Genomic DNA, 15,262 nt, shown 5'->3' on the forward strand with positions numbered 1-15,262 from the left:
GCAGCAATGCGTTTTGCCAGCCTGGGCAGCGGTAGCGAAGGCAATGCGCTGGTCGTAGAAGTCAAGCATACCCGCATCATGCTCGATTGCGGTTTCGGCTTGCGCGAAACCGCAAGTCGCCTCGCCGGGAAAGCACTGCAACCGGACGACATCGACGCCATTGTGATTACCCATGAACACGGTGACCACATTGGTGGTGCCGCACGTTTCGCGCGCAAATACAAAGTGCCGCTATGGATGACGCACGGCACATTCAGCGTGTTTCGCCGGCAATGCGAGCAGTTGCCTGAAGTGCAGCTCTTCGATAGCCACCAGAACTTCAGCATAGGCGACATTGCGCTCACTCCCTTCCCTGTACCTCACGATGCCCGCGAGCCGGCACAGTTTGTGTTCAGTGACGGCGTACACAGACTGGGCGTACTTACCGATGCCGGCGCCTCCACCGCACATATTGAAACCATGCTCAGCGGCTGTGACGCACTGGTGCTGGAATGCAATCATGACAGCGAGTTGCTGAAAAACAGCAGTTATCCGCCAGGTTTGAAAAAACGCATCGCCGGCCTGTTCGGCCATCTGGACAATCAGGCAGCTGCCGCATTGCTCGCCAAGCTGGACACCAGTCGTCTGCAGCATCTGATTGCGGCCCATCTCTCCAAACACAACAACACACCGGCACTTGCACTCGGCGGTCTTGCCGGCGTTCTGCGGTGCACTCCGGACTGGCTTGATTATGCCAAACAGGAAGACGGGTTTTGCTGGCGACAACTCACTTAAGCGACGAACGCGCTTGCCGAAAATGCTTTCTCACGCTAAAGTGATGTACGTTTCTGGTCTGAGGGAGTACACGTGTGTTAGCAATTATTGAAGCGGCGGGCTGGCCGATCTGGCCGTTGGTTTTAGCCTCTGTATTATCTGTAGCCATCATTATCGAACGTTTCATTTCGTTACGCGCGACCGAAGTCACTCCCAAGGGTTTATTGGAAAAAACCGTGCAGGCCTACCGCCAGCAAGGCGCGAACGGCGACATGCTCAATCAGCTGGCACAAAGCTCACCGCTGGGACGGATTTTTGCTGCCGGTTTGCGCAATGCGAAGAATTCGCGCGAAATCATGAAAGAATCCATTGAAGAAGCCGGCCGCGGCGCCGTCCACGAGCTGGAACGTTTTCTGCCTGCGCTGGGCACCATCGCTTCGGTTGCACCATTACTCGGCTTGCTCGGCACCGTCATCGGCATGGTGGAAATCTTTGGCGCACAGACTCCTTCCGGCGGCAATCCTGCCGTACTTGCGCACGGCATTTCCGTGGCACTGTATAACACCGCATTCGGTCTGATCGTGGCCATCCCCAGTTTGATCTTTTATCGTTTCTTCCGTACCCGCGTCGATTCCCTGGTTGTAGAAATGGAACAGGAAGCTGTTAAACTGGTCGAAATTGTGCATGGCGAACGCCAATAAACAGGATCAACATGAATTTCCAGCATCGACACACTCAGGAAGAACCCGAGATCAACCTCATTCCGATGATAGACGTATTGCTTGTGGTATTGATTTTCCTGATGGTAACCACAACCTACGCCAAATTTTCCGAGCTGCAAATCAACCTGCCTCAGGCAACAGGCGATGTGTCCAAGGAAAAGCCGTCGCAAATCACTGTTTCCGTCGATGCGGTCGGCAATTATGAAGTCAATAACGCTGCAGTCACTTTCTCCACTGTCAGCAATCTGGCACAAGTATTGAAGCAGGCTGCAAAGGGTTCGCCTGATACAGTCATTATCATCAATGCCGACGCCAAAGCGACTCATCAATCGGTTATTAATGTAATGGAAGCCGGTCGTGAAGCCGGACTCACCCGTATTACCTTTGCCACACAAAAAGGCAATTAAACCCCATGCCTCGCTTTTCGCGAGGCACTCTCTACCATAACTGCTATGAGCACTTGGAAAGACCCGTTTGGCAGCAACCGCCTAGGTTTATGGCTAGCTGACCGTCACGACCGCAAAAACAAGCAGATTTCGCGCATTGTCGCGCGCTGGGGCTGGCTAAAACCCATGGGCGACCGCGGCAAGGTCGTCTGGGTCATGGCTGGCGCCAGTGCGGACAGCGTACGTCTGGCTGTTGAACTGGTACGCGCCATTCGGGAAAAACGTCTGGATATTCGGCTGGTGCTGACCTTCGAAAAGGAATACGCCGACATTCTCTCCCTGCTCGACGATTGCGATAAAACCGGCTGGGGTTATGCGCCTTGCGATCATCCGCGTGCCTTGACCCGTGCCATGCAACGGATTGAACCATTCGGCATTATCGCGGTAGGCACCCAGCCGCAGCTCAACCTGAGCAAGCTGCTGGACCAGCACCAGCACGTATTGGTCGTCAATCCGCCGCAGCCGGTCACCTTTCATTGCGAACGCGTCTATAACGGCATATCCCTGCACGACAGCGACGAGCCCGGGGCGATGGCCGACATGCGCGCCATCCTGGCGCAAGCGCAGATCGATCCCAATTTCAAATCGCTGGTCAATCATGGCGCAGAACGCCATTTATGGTGGCTGCACGGCGTCTCGGCAGAAGAGAGCGCCGCTATCGCCAGACAGCTGTTTGCGCACGCACCTGAGGATGTAATCTTTGTCAGCGGCGAACGCGCGAATGACACGCACCTGCAAATCAGCCAATGGGACCGCACCCCTATTCCTGGCAGCCGCATAGTTTGGGTGGACGAAGAAAAATGGCTGCCAGCCATTTCCGCAGCGGTTACCGCCACCCACCTCGCCGAGATTCATCCGGTAACTTTGTGGCAAGCCATGGCCGGCGGCGCAGCGATCTCATGCCCCGACCACAGCAAACTCCCCAAAGCGGAGCTGCATGCTGCCATTACGGCATGTACGGATCCGGTTGCTGCCTGGCAGAATTTTCGCGCCAATGTCATTCAGGCACGCCAGCATGGCGACATCGCACGACGCCTGTTCTGGCAGGAACGCCGTCTGGCGGAAACCATGAGCCAGGAACTGGTCGAGCGCATATTTGAATGGTAGCCTGGGTACAGCGCCAATGGCGCAGCACCACTCCGTGGCATGCGCTGCTCATCCCGTTATCCTGGCTATTCGCCATCCTCAGTGCACTTCGCCGCACCGGCTATACCAGCGGTCTGCTGCGGCGCCAGCATCTCGCCGTTCCCGTCATCATTATCGGCAATATCAGCGTCGGCGGCACCGGCAAGACCCCGCTCGTTATCTGGCTTGCCCAGCAGCTCGCAGCGCATGGCCGGCACCCCGGCATCATCAGCCGCGGCTATGGCGGCAACGCGGCCACCCCGCAGGCCGTCTCTGCGCACAGCAATGCCGCGATTGTCGGCGATGAGCCGCGCTTATTAGCGCAACGCCTGGCCTGCCCGGTCTGGATAGGGCGCAACCGTCCCGCTGCCGGACGCGCACTGCTGGCCGCACACCCCGAAGTTGACGTCATCCTCAGCGATGACGGATTACAGCACTACGCCCTGGCGCGGGATGTCGAAATCGCCGTAATCGATAGCTCCCGCGGCTTCGGCAATGCACGCCTGCTCCCTGCGGGCCCGTTACGCGAACCGCTCAACCGACTGCAGCAGGTGGATGCGGTGATCGTCAACCAGACCGGCGCATCTCACCCCGGCCTTCCGCCGTTGCAGCACGCTTATGCAATGCAGCTGGTCGGGCATCATTTCACCAATCTGAAGCACCCGAAACAGACTGCTGTCGCTGCCGATTTCAGCGATAGCCAAGTGCATGCGGTTGCCGGCATCGGTCACCCGCAACGTTTTTTTGATCAGCTCGATGCAATGGGGTTGCATGTCATTCCTCATGCTTTTGCCGATCACTATCAATATCAAGCGTCCGACCTCAATTTCCCCGGCATTATCATCATGACCGAGAAAGATGCGGTAAAATGTCAGGCTTTCGTGACTGAACATATGTGGGTATGGCCGGTGCAGGCACAGCTTGATCCGGAATTACTGCCGCGCCTGCTCGCCAAACTAGGAAATCATCATGGATAGCAAATTATTAGACATACTGGTATGCCCGATCTGCAAAGGCCCACTGGTGTATCACAAAGCAGTGCAGGAACTGATTTGCAAAGCCGACCGTCTGGCTTTCCCCATCCGCGACGACATTCCGGTAATGCTGGAAAGCGAAGCGCGCACGCTGGGCGAGGATGAAGTCGTTTAATGCAGTTCACCGTCATTATCCCTGCCCGCCACGCGTCCACACGACTGCCCGCCAAGCCGCTCGCCGACATACACGGCAAGCCGATGGTGGTGCGGGTTGCAGAACGCGCCGCGCTCAGCGATGCCGCTGCGGTCTGGGTGGCAGCAGATGACGAGCGCATCATCAATGCTGTTGCCGAACATGGCATCCAGAGCATTGCCACCTCGCCCGAGCACGCTTCGGGTACGGACAGGCTGGCGGAAGCGGTGATCCAGCTCGGCCTCGCCGACGACGTGATCGTGGTCAATGTGCAGGGCGACGAGCCACTGATCGCACCGGAGCTCATCCGTGCAGTCGCGGCCGATCTTGCTGCGCATCCCGAATCGGTGATGGCAACGGTGTGCCATCCGCTGCACGATTATGCCAGCATGATGAATCCGCACATGGTCAAAGTGGTGATGGACGACAATGGCCATGCCATGTACTTCAGTCGCGCACCCATTCCCTATGCGCGCGACGCTTTTGCCGCGGGTACGCAACTGCCTGCCGATTTGCCGGCATATCGCCATATCGGGCTGTACGCTTACCGGGTAGGGTTTCTCAAGCAATACGCCAACTTGAGCCCGGCGCCCATCGAGCGCTTCGAATCGCTGGAGCAGCTGCGCGTGCTCTGGCATGGTTTCAAAATCAGCGTCAGCATCAGCCCCCACCCTGCGGCACCCGGCGTCGATACGGCGGAAGATCTGGCACAGGTACGGGAATTATTTTTAGCATCATCATTATCAAAAGAAGGTTAACCAGAAATGCGAGTCATACTCCTCGGCGGCCCCGGCGCGGGCAAAGGCACACAAGCCAATTACATCAAACAGCATTACAACATCCCGCAAATCTCGACAGGTGACATGCTGCGTGCAGCGATTGCAGCCGGCACGGAACTGGGCAAGGCAGCCAAAGCCGTGATGGATGCCGGTCAGCTGGTATCCGACGATATCATCATCGGTCTGGTCAAGGATCGCATCGCCCAGCCCGACTGCGCCAACGGTTTTCTGTTCGACGGCTTTCCACGTACCATTCCGCAGGCTGAAGCGATGAAAGCAGCGGGCGTGCCTATTGATTATGTCGTCGAGATCGATGTGCCCGACAGCGAAATCATCCAGCGCATGTCCGGCCGCCGTGTGCATATGGCATCGGGCCGCACCTACCATACCGTATTCAATCCGCCGAAAGTGTCCGGTATCGACGACATCACCGGCGAAGCGCTGATCCAGCGCGATGACGATCATGAGGACACAGTCAAAAAACGCCTGGATGTATATCACGCCCAGACCGAACCGCTGGTACAGTATTATTCGAGCTGGGCCGCAACCGGCGCGAAACAGGCGCCCAAGTATGTGAAGGTTCACGGCATCGGCAATGTCGAAGCCATCCGCGATGCCATCTTTGCAGCATTGGGCTGATACGCCTCCTAAACGCCGAGTTTGTCAGAAAATCATTGTCGTCAGATCGCCCTCCGTCCTTTCTGACGGCAGCAGCCACATTTAGTCAATCCTATGAATATCAATCCAGCCGACACCCTCTCACCTGCCACCCTGACGATTGAATCCCTCAATCATGAAGGACGCGGGGTTGCTCACCGGGAGGACGGCAAAACCATATTCGTCGATGGCGCCATTACCGGCGAAGTCGTGCAATATTCGGTTTACCGGAAAAAAGACAGCTACGAAATGGCGCAAGTCACCAAACTTGTGCGCGAAAGCGCCATGCGGGTCAAACCACATTGCCCTCATTTCGGCGTATGCGGCGGCTGCAGTTTGCAGCATATCGAGCCCGGTGCGCAGATTGCCGCCAAACAGCGCGTGCTGGAAGACAATCTCGCCCATATCGGCAAGGTCAAGGCCGCCAGCATGCTCTCGCCTATCCATGGCCCAGCCTGGGGCTATCGTACTCGTGCGCGTCTGTCGGTGCGCTTGGTAGAAAAAAAGGGCGGCGTTCTGGTAGGTTTCCACGAACGCCGGAACAGTTTTATCGCGGATATGACTTCCTGCGCGATTCTGCCCCCGCGCATCTCGGCGCTGATTCCGCTGCTGCGCGAATTCATCATGAAGCTCACCATTCGTGCGCAATTGCCGCAAATCGAAGTCGTGGCCACCGATGCTGTCGATGCGCTGGTGATACGTCACATGGTTGCAATCCCTGCCGAAGACGAAGCGCTGTTGCGTGAATTTGCGGATGCCCATCCCCACATCCAGTGGTGGACACAATCCAAGGGCCCCGACACCATCAAACCGCTCTATCCGCTGGATGCGCCCGAGCTGGCCTACACGCTGCCCGAGTTCAATCTGGTGATGCCGTTCCGTCCCAGTGAATTTACCCAGGTCAATACCGACGTCAATCCCATCCTCATGCGCCGCGCGATGCAGCTGCTGGATCCACAACCGACTGATCGCATCGCCGACATGTTCTGCGGGCTGGGCAATTTCACGCTGCCCATTGCGCGTCATGCCCGTCATGTCATCGGCATCGAAGGCAGCAAGGAACTGGTCGCCCGCGCACAGCAGAACGCCGAGCGCAACGGCATCGGCAATACCGAATTCCTCACCGAGAATCTGTTCGAGATCACCAGCGAGCGCCTGAATGCGTTGGGCCATTTTGACAAGATGCTGATTGATCCGCCCCGCGATGGCGCATTCGCGCTGGTTGAAGCGCTGGATGGGAATGCACCTGCACGCATTGTGTATGTGTCATGCAATCCGGCGACGCTGGCGCGCGATGCAGCGGTTTTGGTGCATCAGAAAGGCTATCGGTTACAGACGGCGGGCATTGCCAACATGTTTCCGCACACCGCTCACGTGGAGTCGATCGCGGTATTCGAACGTAACTAGTTGACCTGTCCGTGCACCAGCTGCCGGACTTGCTCCGCCGACATGTTAAGCAGCTCTCCGATCTGCTTGTAATCATCCGGCAAGGCCGCATCATTCCAGCCATTCGTGGAATGACGCGCCAAGTTGATGGCCAGCACCAGATTACGCATTTGCCGTCCATGACCATCATTGCGATTCATGAATCCGATCAGCAGCTCGGGCAAACCCCATGACTTGGCCAGTGCCAATTGCAGATCGGATAATTTGAAACCGAATATTTCCTTTTGCGCATCACGGGTGCGTAACGTTTTATCCTTCTGCTGCAGATGTCGCACTTGCGCCATTTCCTCCGGAGCGTAACACCACATGAGTATTTCGGCGAAATTGTGCAGCAGCGCGGCGATGCGGATTTCATCAAAATGAAGATCCTGCAGGCGCACCGCCCATTCCTTGGCGTAATGCGCTGCCTGGATGGCGCGGCGTACCGTTTGCAGCAGATTGGTCAGCTCGAACATGCGACCATCCAGCAGTTCCTCGACCACCAGTTGCGGCTCGACCTTCTCAAAAAAGGTCTGCATACCCAGCATCATCAACGCCTGCTCGATTTGCACGACTTCATTCAGTTGGGTATTGTGTTTGTGCTGTTGCAGATAGCGCAGCAGGATCACCGTCATCAATGGATCATGCGAGATGACATCGGTCACTGCGCGCACGCTCAGATTCTCGGCGTCGGCCTGCAGCACTGCCAATTCACGGACAGTGCGTTTAAGTATGGGGATATCGGCCGTTTCAAAAAACTTGATCCAGCCATCTAATCCTTTGATATTCGGTTCCATTTCATCCACCGCCAGACTTATTGTTATTACCGAAGAATATACTTATTATCGTACCAAAAATCAAAAACCTGAATTCGATGTACCAATTTGGGTGCGACTGTCGCTGATGATGCTCTAAACTTGCAACTTTAAGCATCCTGCTATAGTCTATGGTACATGCTTGTTTTTAAAACGTGAGGTAGCCATGCAACCGGAAATTCAACTGTCTAACAGTACGACTCAACTCGAGTCAACGCAGAATAAAGTACTGCGCAATACCTATATGATGCTGGGCCTGACCATGATCCCGACCGTGATCGGCGCATACATGGGCCTGAACATCAATTTTGCCTTCATGGCACAACATCCGATTCTATCCCTGCTGGGAATGCTGGCCGTAATGTTTGGCATGTTCATGGGCATTGCGGCTAACCGCAACAATGCGCTGGGCGTGGTGCTGCTGCTGGGTGTCACTTTCCTGCTGGGCCTGATGCTGGGACCGATTCTGCAGGCAGCGCTGCATTTCAACAACGGTGCGCAACTGATCGGTATGGCGGCAGGCGGAACAGGAGCCATTTTCCTCACGCTCTCCACCATTGCCACGGTGACCAAAAAAGACTTCAGCTTCCTGGGCAAGTTCCTGATGGTGGGCCTGGTGATGCTGATACTGGCATCCCTGGCCAACGCCTTCTTTCAGGTTCCTGTAGCGTCTTTGGCGATCTCCGCGATCGCGATCATGCTGTTTGCGGGCTACCTGCTCTATGACGTCAGCCAGATCGTGCATGGCGGCGAAACCAATTACGTCATGGCAACCTTGGCGATTTACCTGGATATTTACAATATTTTCGTGAATTTGCTTAACTTGCTGATGGCGCTGTCGGGCGACCGCGACTAATTGCAACTACGGCAGCGGGTTAGCCCCGCTGCCGTCCCAGACTCACCCGCTCGACCCCTGCCAGATCCCTGTGCGTTACCACCGCATCAAACCCTGCATCACTTAATAAACTGCGCACAGCCACACCCTGATCGTAACCATGCTCCAGCAGCAACATGCCGGTCGCCGCAAGGTAACGGGGCGCCTGACCGATAATGCAACGCAAATCGGATAAACCCGCATCACTGGCCGCCAAAGCGGATATAGGCTCAAAGCGCAAATCCCCTTGCCGCAAATGCGCATCGTCCACCGCGATATAAGGCGGGTTACTGACTATCACATCGAACAATGGCATCGCAGGAATCTGCTGCCACCAGTCGCTATGCATGAATTGAAGATTGGATAAACCCAGACGCTGCGCATTCGCTTCCGCCACCTGTAATGCGGCAAGGCTCATATCCACAGCCGCTACCTGTGCCTGGGAACGCAAAGTCGCGAGACTGATCGCAATCGCGCCGCTGCCCGTCCCCAGATCGAGCACACGGCACGCCCTGTCTGCCGGAATGTATTCCAGCGCCAACTCAACCAACAATTCAGTCTCGGGGCGAGGTATCAGCACGTCTGGCGTAACATGCAGACGGATTCCGTAGAATTCCTTTTCACCGAAGATATAAGCCATGGGCTCGCCATGCAAACGGCGCTCCAGCATGCCTTGATATTGCATATACGCAGTATCAGGCGGCGGTTCGTCGCTATGTGCGATCAACCAGGCGCGATTGATCTGCAATGCCTGCGCCATCAGCAGCTGCACTTCAAAGCGCGCATCCAGTGCAGACAACCCTGACGCATGCGCCAGCCGTAACTGATCCTGTTGCAGTATCTCACCGATACTGGACATTACTCGCCCATGGCCGCAAGCAATTCTGCCTGATGCTCGCTTGCCAGTGCGCCCAGCAGCTCGTCAAGATCGCCATCCATGATCGCGTCGATCTTGTACAGCGTCAGGTTGATGCGATGATCGGTAATGCGGCCTTGCGGAAAATTATAGGTACGGATGCGCTCGGAACGGTCCCGCTACCGACCAGCGATTTGCGGGTAGCCGCTTCCTTGGCGGCAATCTCGCGCAACTGCTTGTCCTTGATGCGCGCAGCCAGCACAGACAAGGCCTGCGCCTTGTTTTTATGCTGGGAGCGGTCATCCTGACATTCGACAACGATGCCGGTGGGGAGGTGAGTGATACGCACCGCCGAGTCGGTCTTGTTGATATGCTGGCCACCCGCGCCGCTGGCACGGTAGGTATCGATGCGCAAATCCGCCGGATTCAGACTCACATCCGCCACTTCATCCGCTTCCGGCATCACTGCTACCGTACATGCCGAAGTATGGATGCGCCCCTGGGTTTCGGTCGCCGGCACTCGCTGCACGCGATGACCGCCGGACTCGAATTTCAGTCGCGAATACGCGCCGCGACCGATGATTTTAATGATGACTTCCTTATATCCGCCGAGCTCGCTCATGCTTTCCGAGACGATCTCCACCTTCCAGCGCTGGCGCTCGGCATAGCGCATATACATACGCAGCAAATCTCCCGAAAACAGCGCAGATTCATCGCCACCGGTACCGGCCCGGATTTCCAGGAAGATATTGCGCTCGTCGTTGGGGTCCTTGGGCAACAATTCCGTTTGCAACTGCATCTCGAGCTCAAGCAGGCGCGCCTTGCCTTCCGCAATTTCCAGCTCCGCCAGTTCCTTCATCTCGGCATCCTCGAGCATTTCGGTCGCACCTGCGATGTCGGTCTCGGTTTGCGTATAGGCGCGGTATAAGGCGACCACCGGCGCGATCTCAGCATGTTCGCGCGTCAGTTTGCGATAGTTGTCCATATCGCTGGTTACCGTTTCCACGGCAAGCAAACGATCGATCTCATCCAGCCGTTCGGTCAATTGAGCAAGTTTATTCAGTAATGTGGGTTTCATTCTTGGTGCAGCGAGTAGAGCCGCGATAGCAATGCCACCAGTTCCTGGCGTTCAGTATCGCTGGCATGATTGAGGGCATGCGTAGGATGATGCAGGAATTTATTGGTCAGGCTGCGTGACAGCACGTCCAGCACATGGGCTGGCGACTCGCCTTTGGCCAGCAGCTTGATCGCCCGGTCCACTTCATGACGGCGCATGCGTTCCGCCTGATCGCGCAAATTGCGTATTGTCGGTACCAGTTCACGCGTTTCCATCCAGTGCGAAAACTGCTGCACACTGGCTTCGATGATGATTTCGGCCTGACTGACCTGCGACAGACGGCTGTCCAGCCCCTGTTTGACGATGCTGCCCAGATCATCGACGCTGTACAGAAACACATCGGCCAGCTCGCCAACTTCGGCTTCGATATCGCGCGGCACGGCCAGATCCACCATGAACATCGGGCGATGACGCCGTGCTTTCAGTGCGCGCTCCACCATGCCTTTGCCCAGGATCGGCAACGGGCTGGCGGTACTGGTCACCACGATATCGTAGCTGGCAAGATGTTCAGGCAATTCGCTCAGCGCAATCGCCGAACCCTGATACCGGTCCGCCAGCGCTTGCGCGCGGGACACGGTGCGGTTCGCAACCAGTATGTGTTTGGGGTGACGCGCGCCGAAATGGGCGGCACACAGCTCTATCATTTCACCGGCACCGATAAACAGTACATTCTGCTCGGAGATACTCGGGAAAATACGCTCCGCCAGCCGCACTGCCGCCGCCGCCATCGACACCGAATTAGCGCCGATTTCGGTAGAGGTGCGCACGTCTTTTGCCACCGCAAAAGTATGCTGGAACAATTTATGCAGCACGATGCCGAGCGTACCGGCCTGCTCCGCGACCTTGGCAGCCTGACGCATCTGCCCGAGGATTTGCGTTTCGCCCAACACCATGGAATCGAGGCCTGACGCTACGCGAAATGCATGTCGCGCCGCTTCGGTAGCGGGCAGGGTATACAGGTAAGGATCTATGCTGACACGGCTCATTTGATGATAATGCGCCAGCCAGTCGAGTGCCGCATCCTGATCGACTGCATTGCAATAGATCTCGGTACGGTTGCAGGTCGACAATATGGCCGCCTCTTTCACCGTGCCGGTCTTGATGAAGTCACGCAAAGCCGCTTCCATGCGCTCGGCATGGAAAGCCACCTGCTCCCGGATTTGCAGCGGTGCAGTTTGATGATTAATCCCGAAAGCCAGCAATTGCATCGTCGTACTCGAATCAATAGGCTTCGCCCGCATTCGGGCGACGCTCTTCTATCGGTGCAGGCGGCTGCTGCGCGGGCACTGCTGGCAGGTCCGCTGCCGGTGGGGTTTTGGCGGGGAGCGGAATAGGCTTGGGCAATGCTGCGCTCTCCTTGGTTTTCTTGGGTTTAATTTCTGTTTCCATGTACAGGGATGGCTTCAAACCAGGCAGCGATGTCGGCATGGAATCCGGTTTAACCGGTGCAGATACCGGAGCCGGCACCGGGATTGCCTTACCCTGCTCAGGCGTATCCTGTACCTCATGATGATCGTCCCCGACCGGCACAGGTTCAGCTGGCACGCGTTTAACGTTTAACGGTGCCAGTACAGCCGCCAATTGCGGACTCATGGCCTTGATTAATTGAGCCGGCAGCGCGCTGGTGAAACGATATTTCGCCGCTTCCTCGCCGCGCACGATCGCCGTCATCGTACCAAAAAACCGGTCGCCGATATAAAACACCATCGTGGCTGTACGATTCACTACGCGAGAAGTCACCACATTACCGCTTGCATCGAAGGTATCAAAACGATGATCACCGGTACCGGTTTTACCGCCCATCACAATCGGGTTGCCTTCGGCATCCTTGAAGGCACCCTTGAGCCGGATCGCCGTACCCTGTTCTATCACGCCCTGCAATGCGCGACGTACGACCTGGGTCAACTCCACCGGCAGCAGTCGCTCACCCTGCGGCTGTTTACGCACGAATTCCGTTTCATATGGCGTCCCGGCCGCAAAATGCAGTTTCTCTATCGAGACTGCCGGCATGCGTACGCCATTATTGACCAGTATGCCCATCAATTCTGCCAAGGCCGCCGGACGATCAGCCGAGGTGCCGATCGCGGTCGCGTAAGACGGCACCAGACTGTCGAACGGATAGCCCAGACGTTTCCAGTCCTGGTGGATCTTCTCGAAAGCTTCTACCTCCAGCAGACTGTGTATACGCTGATCCTGCGCATTTTTACGACTGGTTTTGAATAACCAGTTATACACCGCAATGCGCTGATCGTGACTGGCGGCAACGGCATCGCTGAACGTTGAGCTGGGATGGGAACGCAAATAGCCGACCAGCCACAATTCCAGCGGATGTACCTGAGCTATGTATCCCAGATCGGCCAGAGAAAAAGCCTTTGGCGCATATTGGGAATACAAGGCCGCTATGGTGCGATCATTCAGCTCGACACTGTCCGGCAGGCGGCTGCGCAGGAAAGTGGTGAAGCTGGCCAGATTTTCTTCTGGTGCAAGATAACGAAACACTGCCGCCAATCGGCGTGGCGTTGGATGCATGCCATCCAGTAAGGTTTCGGTCACCTGTTGCGGGGTCTGTCCGCGGTACTTTTTATAGAACCGCAACAGGAATTCCTGCCCTTCGCGATCGGCGAAACGTTCCAGGTAGGTACGCCGCGCAGGATTGTTCGCGTCTTCCAGAATCTTGCCCGCCACGCCAGGGGTTTGCGCCATATAGTAGCGACTGATGTCGCGCATCAGCCGGATATAAACCAGATTCACAGATTTTCGCGTCGCTTCCCACAAATCCATGTTCCGGCTGTTGTCTTCCTTGTCGAAGTTGACGAAACGGTGCAAGCCGCCGCCGGTAAAGAACATGGTGGAAGGATCGGCCGAATAATGCCGCGCCATGGCGGCTTCCAGCATGGCGGTCAGCGATTTGTCCTTGCTGTCACGGTAATAATCCGCCGCCCATATCGAAATGGGGTCATGATAGCCGGCGGCCAGACTTGTCAGCTGCTCCGGGGTTAAATCCTGATACTGTTGATGCAGCTTGCTGACGATTTCCAGATAACTGATCAGGGTACGCAACTTGGCTGTCGAACCCAGATCGAGTTTGGCGCCTTTGTTGATATCAAACGGCTGATTCAGATTATCTGCCTGCACTCGCAACAGCGCGCCCTGGGGCGAAATCTCATACAGCGTGAAACTGTAAATGATTTTGCTCAGGTCGTTATCCGGGTTAAGCAGATTCTTGCCGTACATGCCGACCTTGTCAGCGCCTTCGACTGAATTCAGACTGATAAGGAATTGGCTGACCGCTTTTTGTGCGGGGGCATTCAATGTGCTGTCGGCAGTCAGGTCAAAACGGTCCAGCTCATATAAACGCGGCAAGCCCAACAGGTTTGCCAGACGGGAACGTACTGCATTAGCGGCTTTCTGATCGATGAAATCGCGGTTGCGCAACGGACGCTGGATATTGAACGTCAGCGGCGCCTGCAATGCCGCATCACGCAATGCCGGGCTGATCACGCCCTCTCTGGCCAACAGACGCAAATGGATATTGGTGGTCTCTTCCAGCGCCTTGTGGTTCACATTCAGATAATAAGACGGTTTGCGCTGAGCGATCAACAGTGACAACACATGCTTGTACGCATTACCGGTAGCGGCATCAGCGTGATTTGCCTGCAGCAGGCCGGATACGGCGTGATAATCCAGGCCGTACCATGCCCATAACGCATCGGGCAGACCGATGACTTCGCCGAAGCCGGGCGCGGCGGACAGCGGAACTGTGTTCAGGTAATCCAGCACCAGACGTTGCCGGGTGGCTTGCGTATTTTCGCCATCCAGATAAGCGCGTACCGATGCCGATGCCATTTGCTGCCATTTATCCTGTACCGTCATCGTCAGACCATCGGGTGAATGGCGATATTTTTCGATCTGCGTTGCCAGCGTACTGCCGCCAGGAACATCATGCGCCGGATTGACGAACTGGATAAGTTTATCCAGCACCGCCTGCGCCAGCCTGTCCCATTCCACGGCCGGATTGCGCTTGGGATTATCCTGATTCAGCAATTCGCGGTTTTCAATAAACAGCAGGCTGTTGCGCAACAGGGGCGGAATCGACTTGAAATCGGGGAATGTGCGCTGAGGAGTACGGCTATCGTACATCGGCGTTCCGGTGGCATCCGTCAGTGTGAGGCCGGCCTGATCCTTTTCGTGATAAGGCAGATTCAGATTTTCATCTGCCATTTGCTGCATCGCCGGGCTAATCCGTGCCTGGCGCTGTACCTCAAAACCTTGTTCATTCAGACGCCGGGTAAGCTCCGGCAAACTGGTATAGCCCACACGTATGTCGGTCGGCCCCTGAGTGGGGAAACGGATGGAGGAACTTGGTCCGGCCTTGACCTGATACTGCATTTTAGCGGCATATTCGCTCAGGTACTTCGCCTGCAGCGTTGAAGTCGTAAATTCCCAGACCAGAAAAGCCGCCAATGTCCCGACAATGGCAACACCCGTCCCTGCAACAATATAATAAATGCGTTTGGATGCCATAT

Annotated in this window: 14 protein-coding genes and 1 pseudogene; 10 read left to right on the forward strand and 5 right to left on the reverse strand. The window is 56.2% G+C overall.

What is annotated here, in order from left to right; all coding sequences use genetic code 11:
• Nucleotides 1-6 precede the first annotated feature (6 nt).
• The 9 genes from CAP31_RS10540 to rlmD all read left to right on the forward strand — a co-directional run bounded on the left by CAP31_RS10540 (nucleotide 7) and on the right by rlmD (nucleotide 7,056).
• Nucleotides 7-774: an MBL fold metallo-hydrolase gene (locus tag CAP31_RS10540; RefSeq protein ID WP_087447489.1), complete on the forward strand. Its 768-nt coding sequence runs from the start codon at nucleotides 7-9 to the stop codon at nucleotides 772-774.
• A 74-nt stretch (nucleotides 775-848) separates the two neighbouring features.
• The gene (locus CAP31_RS10545; protein ID WP_087447490.1) at nucleotides 849-1,454 is read left to right on the forward strand and encodes a MotA/TolQ/ExbB proton channel family protein; all 606 of its coding nucleotides are present in this window, start codon (nucleotides 849-851) and stop codon (nucleotides 1,452-1,454) included.
• 11 nt (nucleotides 1,455-1,465) lie between these two features.
• Nucleotides 1,466-1,882, forward strand: a complete 417-nt coding sequence (locus CAP31_RS10550) for a biopolymer transporter ExbD (RefSeq protein WP_087447491.1) — start codon at nucleotides 1,466-1,468, stop codon at nucleotides 1,880-1,882.
• Nucleotides 1,883-1,927: 45 nt separating this feature from the next.
• Complete coding sequence (locus CAP31_RS10555) at nucleotides 1,928-3,028, forward strand: glycosyltransferase N-terminal domain-containing protein (RefSeq protein ID WP_087447492.1); 1,101 nt, start codon at nucleotides 1,928-1,930, stop codon at nucleotides 3,026-3,028.
• On the forward strand, nucleotides 3,022-4,023 hold the full coding sequence (gene lpxK / locus CAP31_RS10560; RefSeq protein WP_087447493.1) for a tetraacyldisaccharide 4'-kinase: 1,002 nt from the start codon (nucleotides 3,022-3,024) through the stop codon (nucleotides 4,021-4,023). Before CAP31_RS10555 ends, lpxK begins: the two co-directional genes overlap by 7 nt.
• On the forward strand, nucleotides 4,016-4,195 hold the full coding sequence (locus CAP31_RS10565) for a Trm112 family protein (protein WP_087447494.1): 180 nt from the start codon (nucleotides 4,016-4,018) through the stop codon (nucleotides 4,193-4,195). Before lpxK ends, CAP31_RS10565 begins: the two co-directional genes overlap by 8 nt.
• On the forward strand, nucleotides 4,195-4,971 hold the full coding sequence (kdsB, locus tag CAP31_RS10570) for a 3-deoxy-manno-octulosonate cytidylyltransferase (protein WP_087447495.1): 777 nt from the start codon (nucleotides 4,195-4,197) through the stop codon (nucleotides 4,969-4,971). Before CAP31_RS10565 ends, kdsB begins: the two co-directional genes overlap by 1 nt.
• Before the next feature lie 6 nt (nucleotides 4,972-4,977).
• Entirely contained in the window at nucleotides 4,978-5,631 is a 654-nt protein-coding gene (gene adk, locus CAP31_RS10575) for an adenylate kinase (RefSeq protein WP_087447496.1), read from the forward strand.
• Nucleotides 5,632-5,724: 93 nt separating this feature from the next.
• The gene (gene rlmD, locus CAP31_RS10580) at nucleotides 5,725-7,056 is read left to right on the forward strand and encodes a 23S rRNA (uracil(1939)-C(5))-methyltransferase RlmD (RefSeq protein WP_087447497.1); all 1,332 of its coding nucleotides are present in this window, start codon (nucleotides 5,725-5,727) and stop codon (nucleotides 7,054-7,056) included.
• Here rlmD and CAP31_RS10585 read toward each other — a convergent pair.
• On the reverse strand, nucleotides 7,053-7,871 hold the full coding sequence (locus CAP31_RS10585) for an HDOD domain-containing protein (protein ID WP_087447498.1): 819 nt from the start codon (nucleotides 7,869-7,871) through the stop codon (nucleotides 7,053-7,055). The two genes, rlmD and CAP31_RS10585, sit on opposite strands and share 4 nt — an antisense overlap.
• Before the next feature lie 184 nt (nucleotides 7,872-8,055).
• Here CAP31_RS10585 and CAP31_RS10590 point away from each other — a divergent pair, with 184 nt between their 5' ends.
• Nucleotides 8,056-8,745, forward strand: a complete 690-nt coding sequence (locus tag CAP31_RS10590) for a Bax inhibitor-1/YccA family protein (RefSeq protein WP_087447499.1) — start codon at nucleotides 8,056-8,058, stop codon at nucleotides 8,743-8,745.
• Between the two features lie 19 nt (nucleotides 8,746-8,764).
• Here the strand turns inward: CAP31_RS10590 and prmC are convergent, their stop codons facing one another.
• From prmC to CAP31_RS10610, 4 genes and pseudogenes are all read right to left on the reverse strand, one after another.
• Nucleotides 8,765-9,622 (reverse strand): peptide chain release factor N(5)-glutamine methyltransferase, encoded by an 858-nt coding sequence (gene prmC, locus CAP31_RS10595; RefSeq protein ID WP_087447500.1) that lies wholly within the window; start codon nucleotides 9,620-9,622, stop codon nucleotides 8,765-8,767.
• Nucleotides 9,622-10,697 (reverse strand): annotated as a pseudogene (gene prfA, locus CAP31_RS10600) (peptide chain release factor 1). The gene prmC and the pseudogene prfA overlap by 1 nt, the downstream one beginning before the upstream one ends.
• Nucleotides 10,694-11,944, reverse strand: a complete 1,251-nt coding sequence (gene hemA / locus CAP31_RS10605) for a glutamyl-tRNA reductase (protein ID WP_087447501.1) — start codon at nucleotides 11,942-11,944, stop codon at nucleotides 10,694-10,696. The pseudogene prfA and the gene hemA overlap by 4 nt, the downstream one beginning before the upstream one ends.
• A 13-nt stretch (nucleotides 11,945-11,957) precedes the next feature.
• On the reverse strand, nucleotides 11,958-15,260 hold the full coding sequence (locus tag CAP31_RS10610; protein WP_087447502.1) for a transglycosylase domain-containing protein: 3,303 nt from the start codon (nucleotides 15,258-15,260) through the stop codon (nucleotides 11,958-11,960).
• Nucleotides 15,261-15,262: the final 2 nt, after the last annotated feature.

Source organism: Sulfuriferula sp. AH1, from assembly GCF_002162035.1.
Lineage (GTDB): Bacteria > Pseudomonadota > Gammaproteobacteria > Burkholderiales > Sulfuriferulaceae > Sulfuriferula.

Bases quoted from the DNA above. Each gene is read 5' to 3' on its own strand.
- prmC (WP_087447500.1), bottom strand. From the start codon at position 9,622: ATGTCCAGTATCGGTGAGATACTGCAACAGGATCAGTTACGGCTGGCG.
- kdsB (WP_087447495.1), top strand. From the start codon at position 4,195: ATGCAGTTCACCGTCATTATCCCTGCCCGCCACGCGTCCACACGACTG.
- CAP31_RS10550 (WP_087447491.1), top strand. From the start codon at position 1,466: ATGAATTTCCAGCATCGACACACTCAGGAAGAACCCGAGATCAACCTC.
- lpxK (WP_087447493.1), top strand. From the start codon at position 3,022: ATGGTAGCCTGGGTACAGCGCCAATGGCGCAGCACCACTCCGTGGCAT.
- CAP31_RS10540 (WP_087447489.1), top strand. From the start codon at position 7: ATGCGTTTTGCCAGCCTGGGCAGCGGTAGCGAAGGCAATGCGCTGGTC.
- CAP31_RS10590 (WP_087447499.1), top strand. From the start codon at position 8,056: ATGCAACCGGAAATTCAACTGTCTAACAGTACGACTCAACTCGAGTCA.
- adk (WP_087447496.1), top strand. From the start codon at position 4,978: ATGCGAGTCATACTCCTCGGCGGCCCCGGCGCGGGCAAAGGCACACAA.
- CAP31_RS10610 (WP_087447502.1), bottom strand. From the start codon at position 15,260: ATGGCATCCAAACGCATTTATTATATTGTTGCAGGGACGGGTGTTGCC.
- CAP31_RS10565 (WP_087447494.1), top strand. From the start codon at position 4,016: ATGGATAGCAAATTATTAGACATACTGGTATGCCCGATCTGCAAAGGC.
- CAP31_RS10555 (WP_087447492.1), top strand. From the start codon at position 1,928: ATGAGCACTTGGAAAGACCCGTTTGGCAGCAACCGCCTAGGTTTATGG.
- hemA (WP_087447501.1), bottom strand. From the start codon at position 11,944: ATGCAATTGCTGGCTTTCGGGATTAATCATCAAACTGCACCGCTGCAA.
- CAP31_RS10585 (WP_087447498.1), bottom strand. From the start codon at position 7,871: ATGGAACCGAATATCAAAGGATTAGATGGCTGGATCAAGTTTTTTGAA.
- rlmD (WP_087447497.1), top strand. From the start codon at position 5,725: ATGAATATCAATCCAGCCGACACCCTCTCACCTGCCACCCTGACGATT.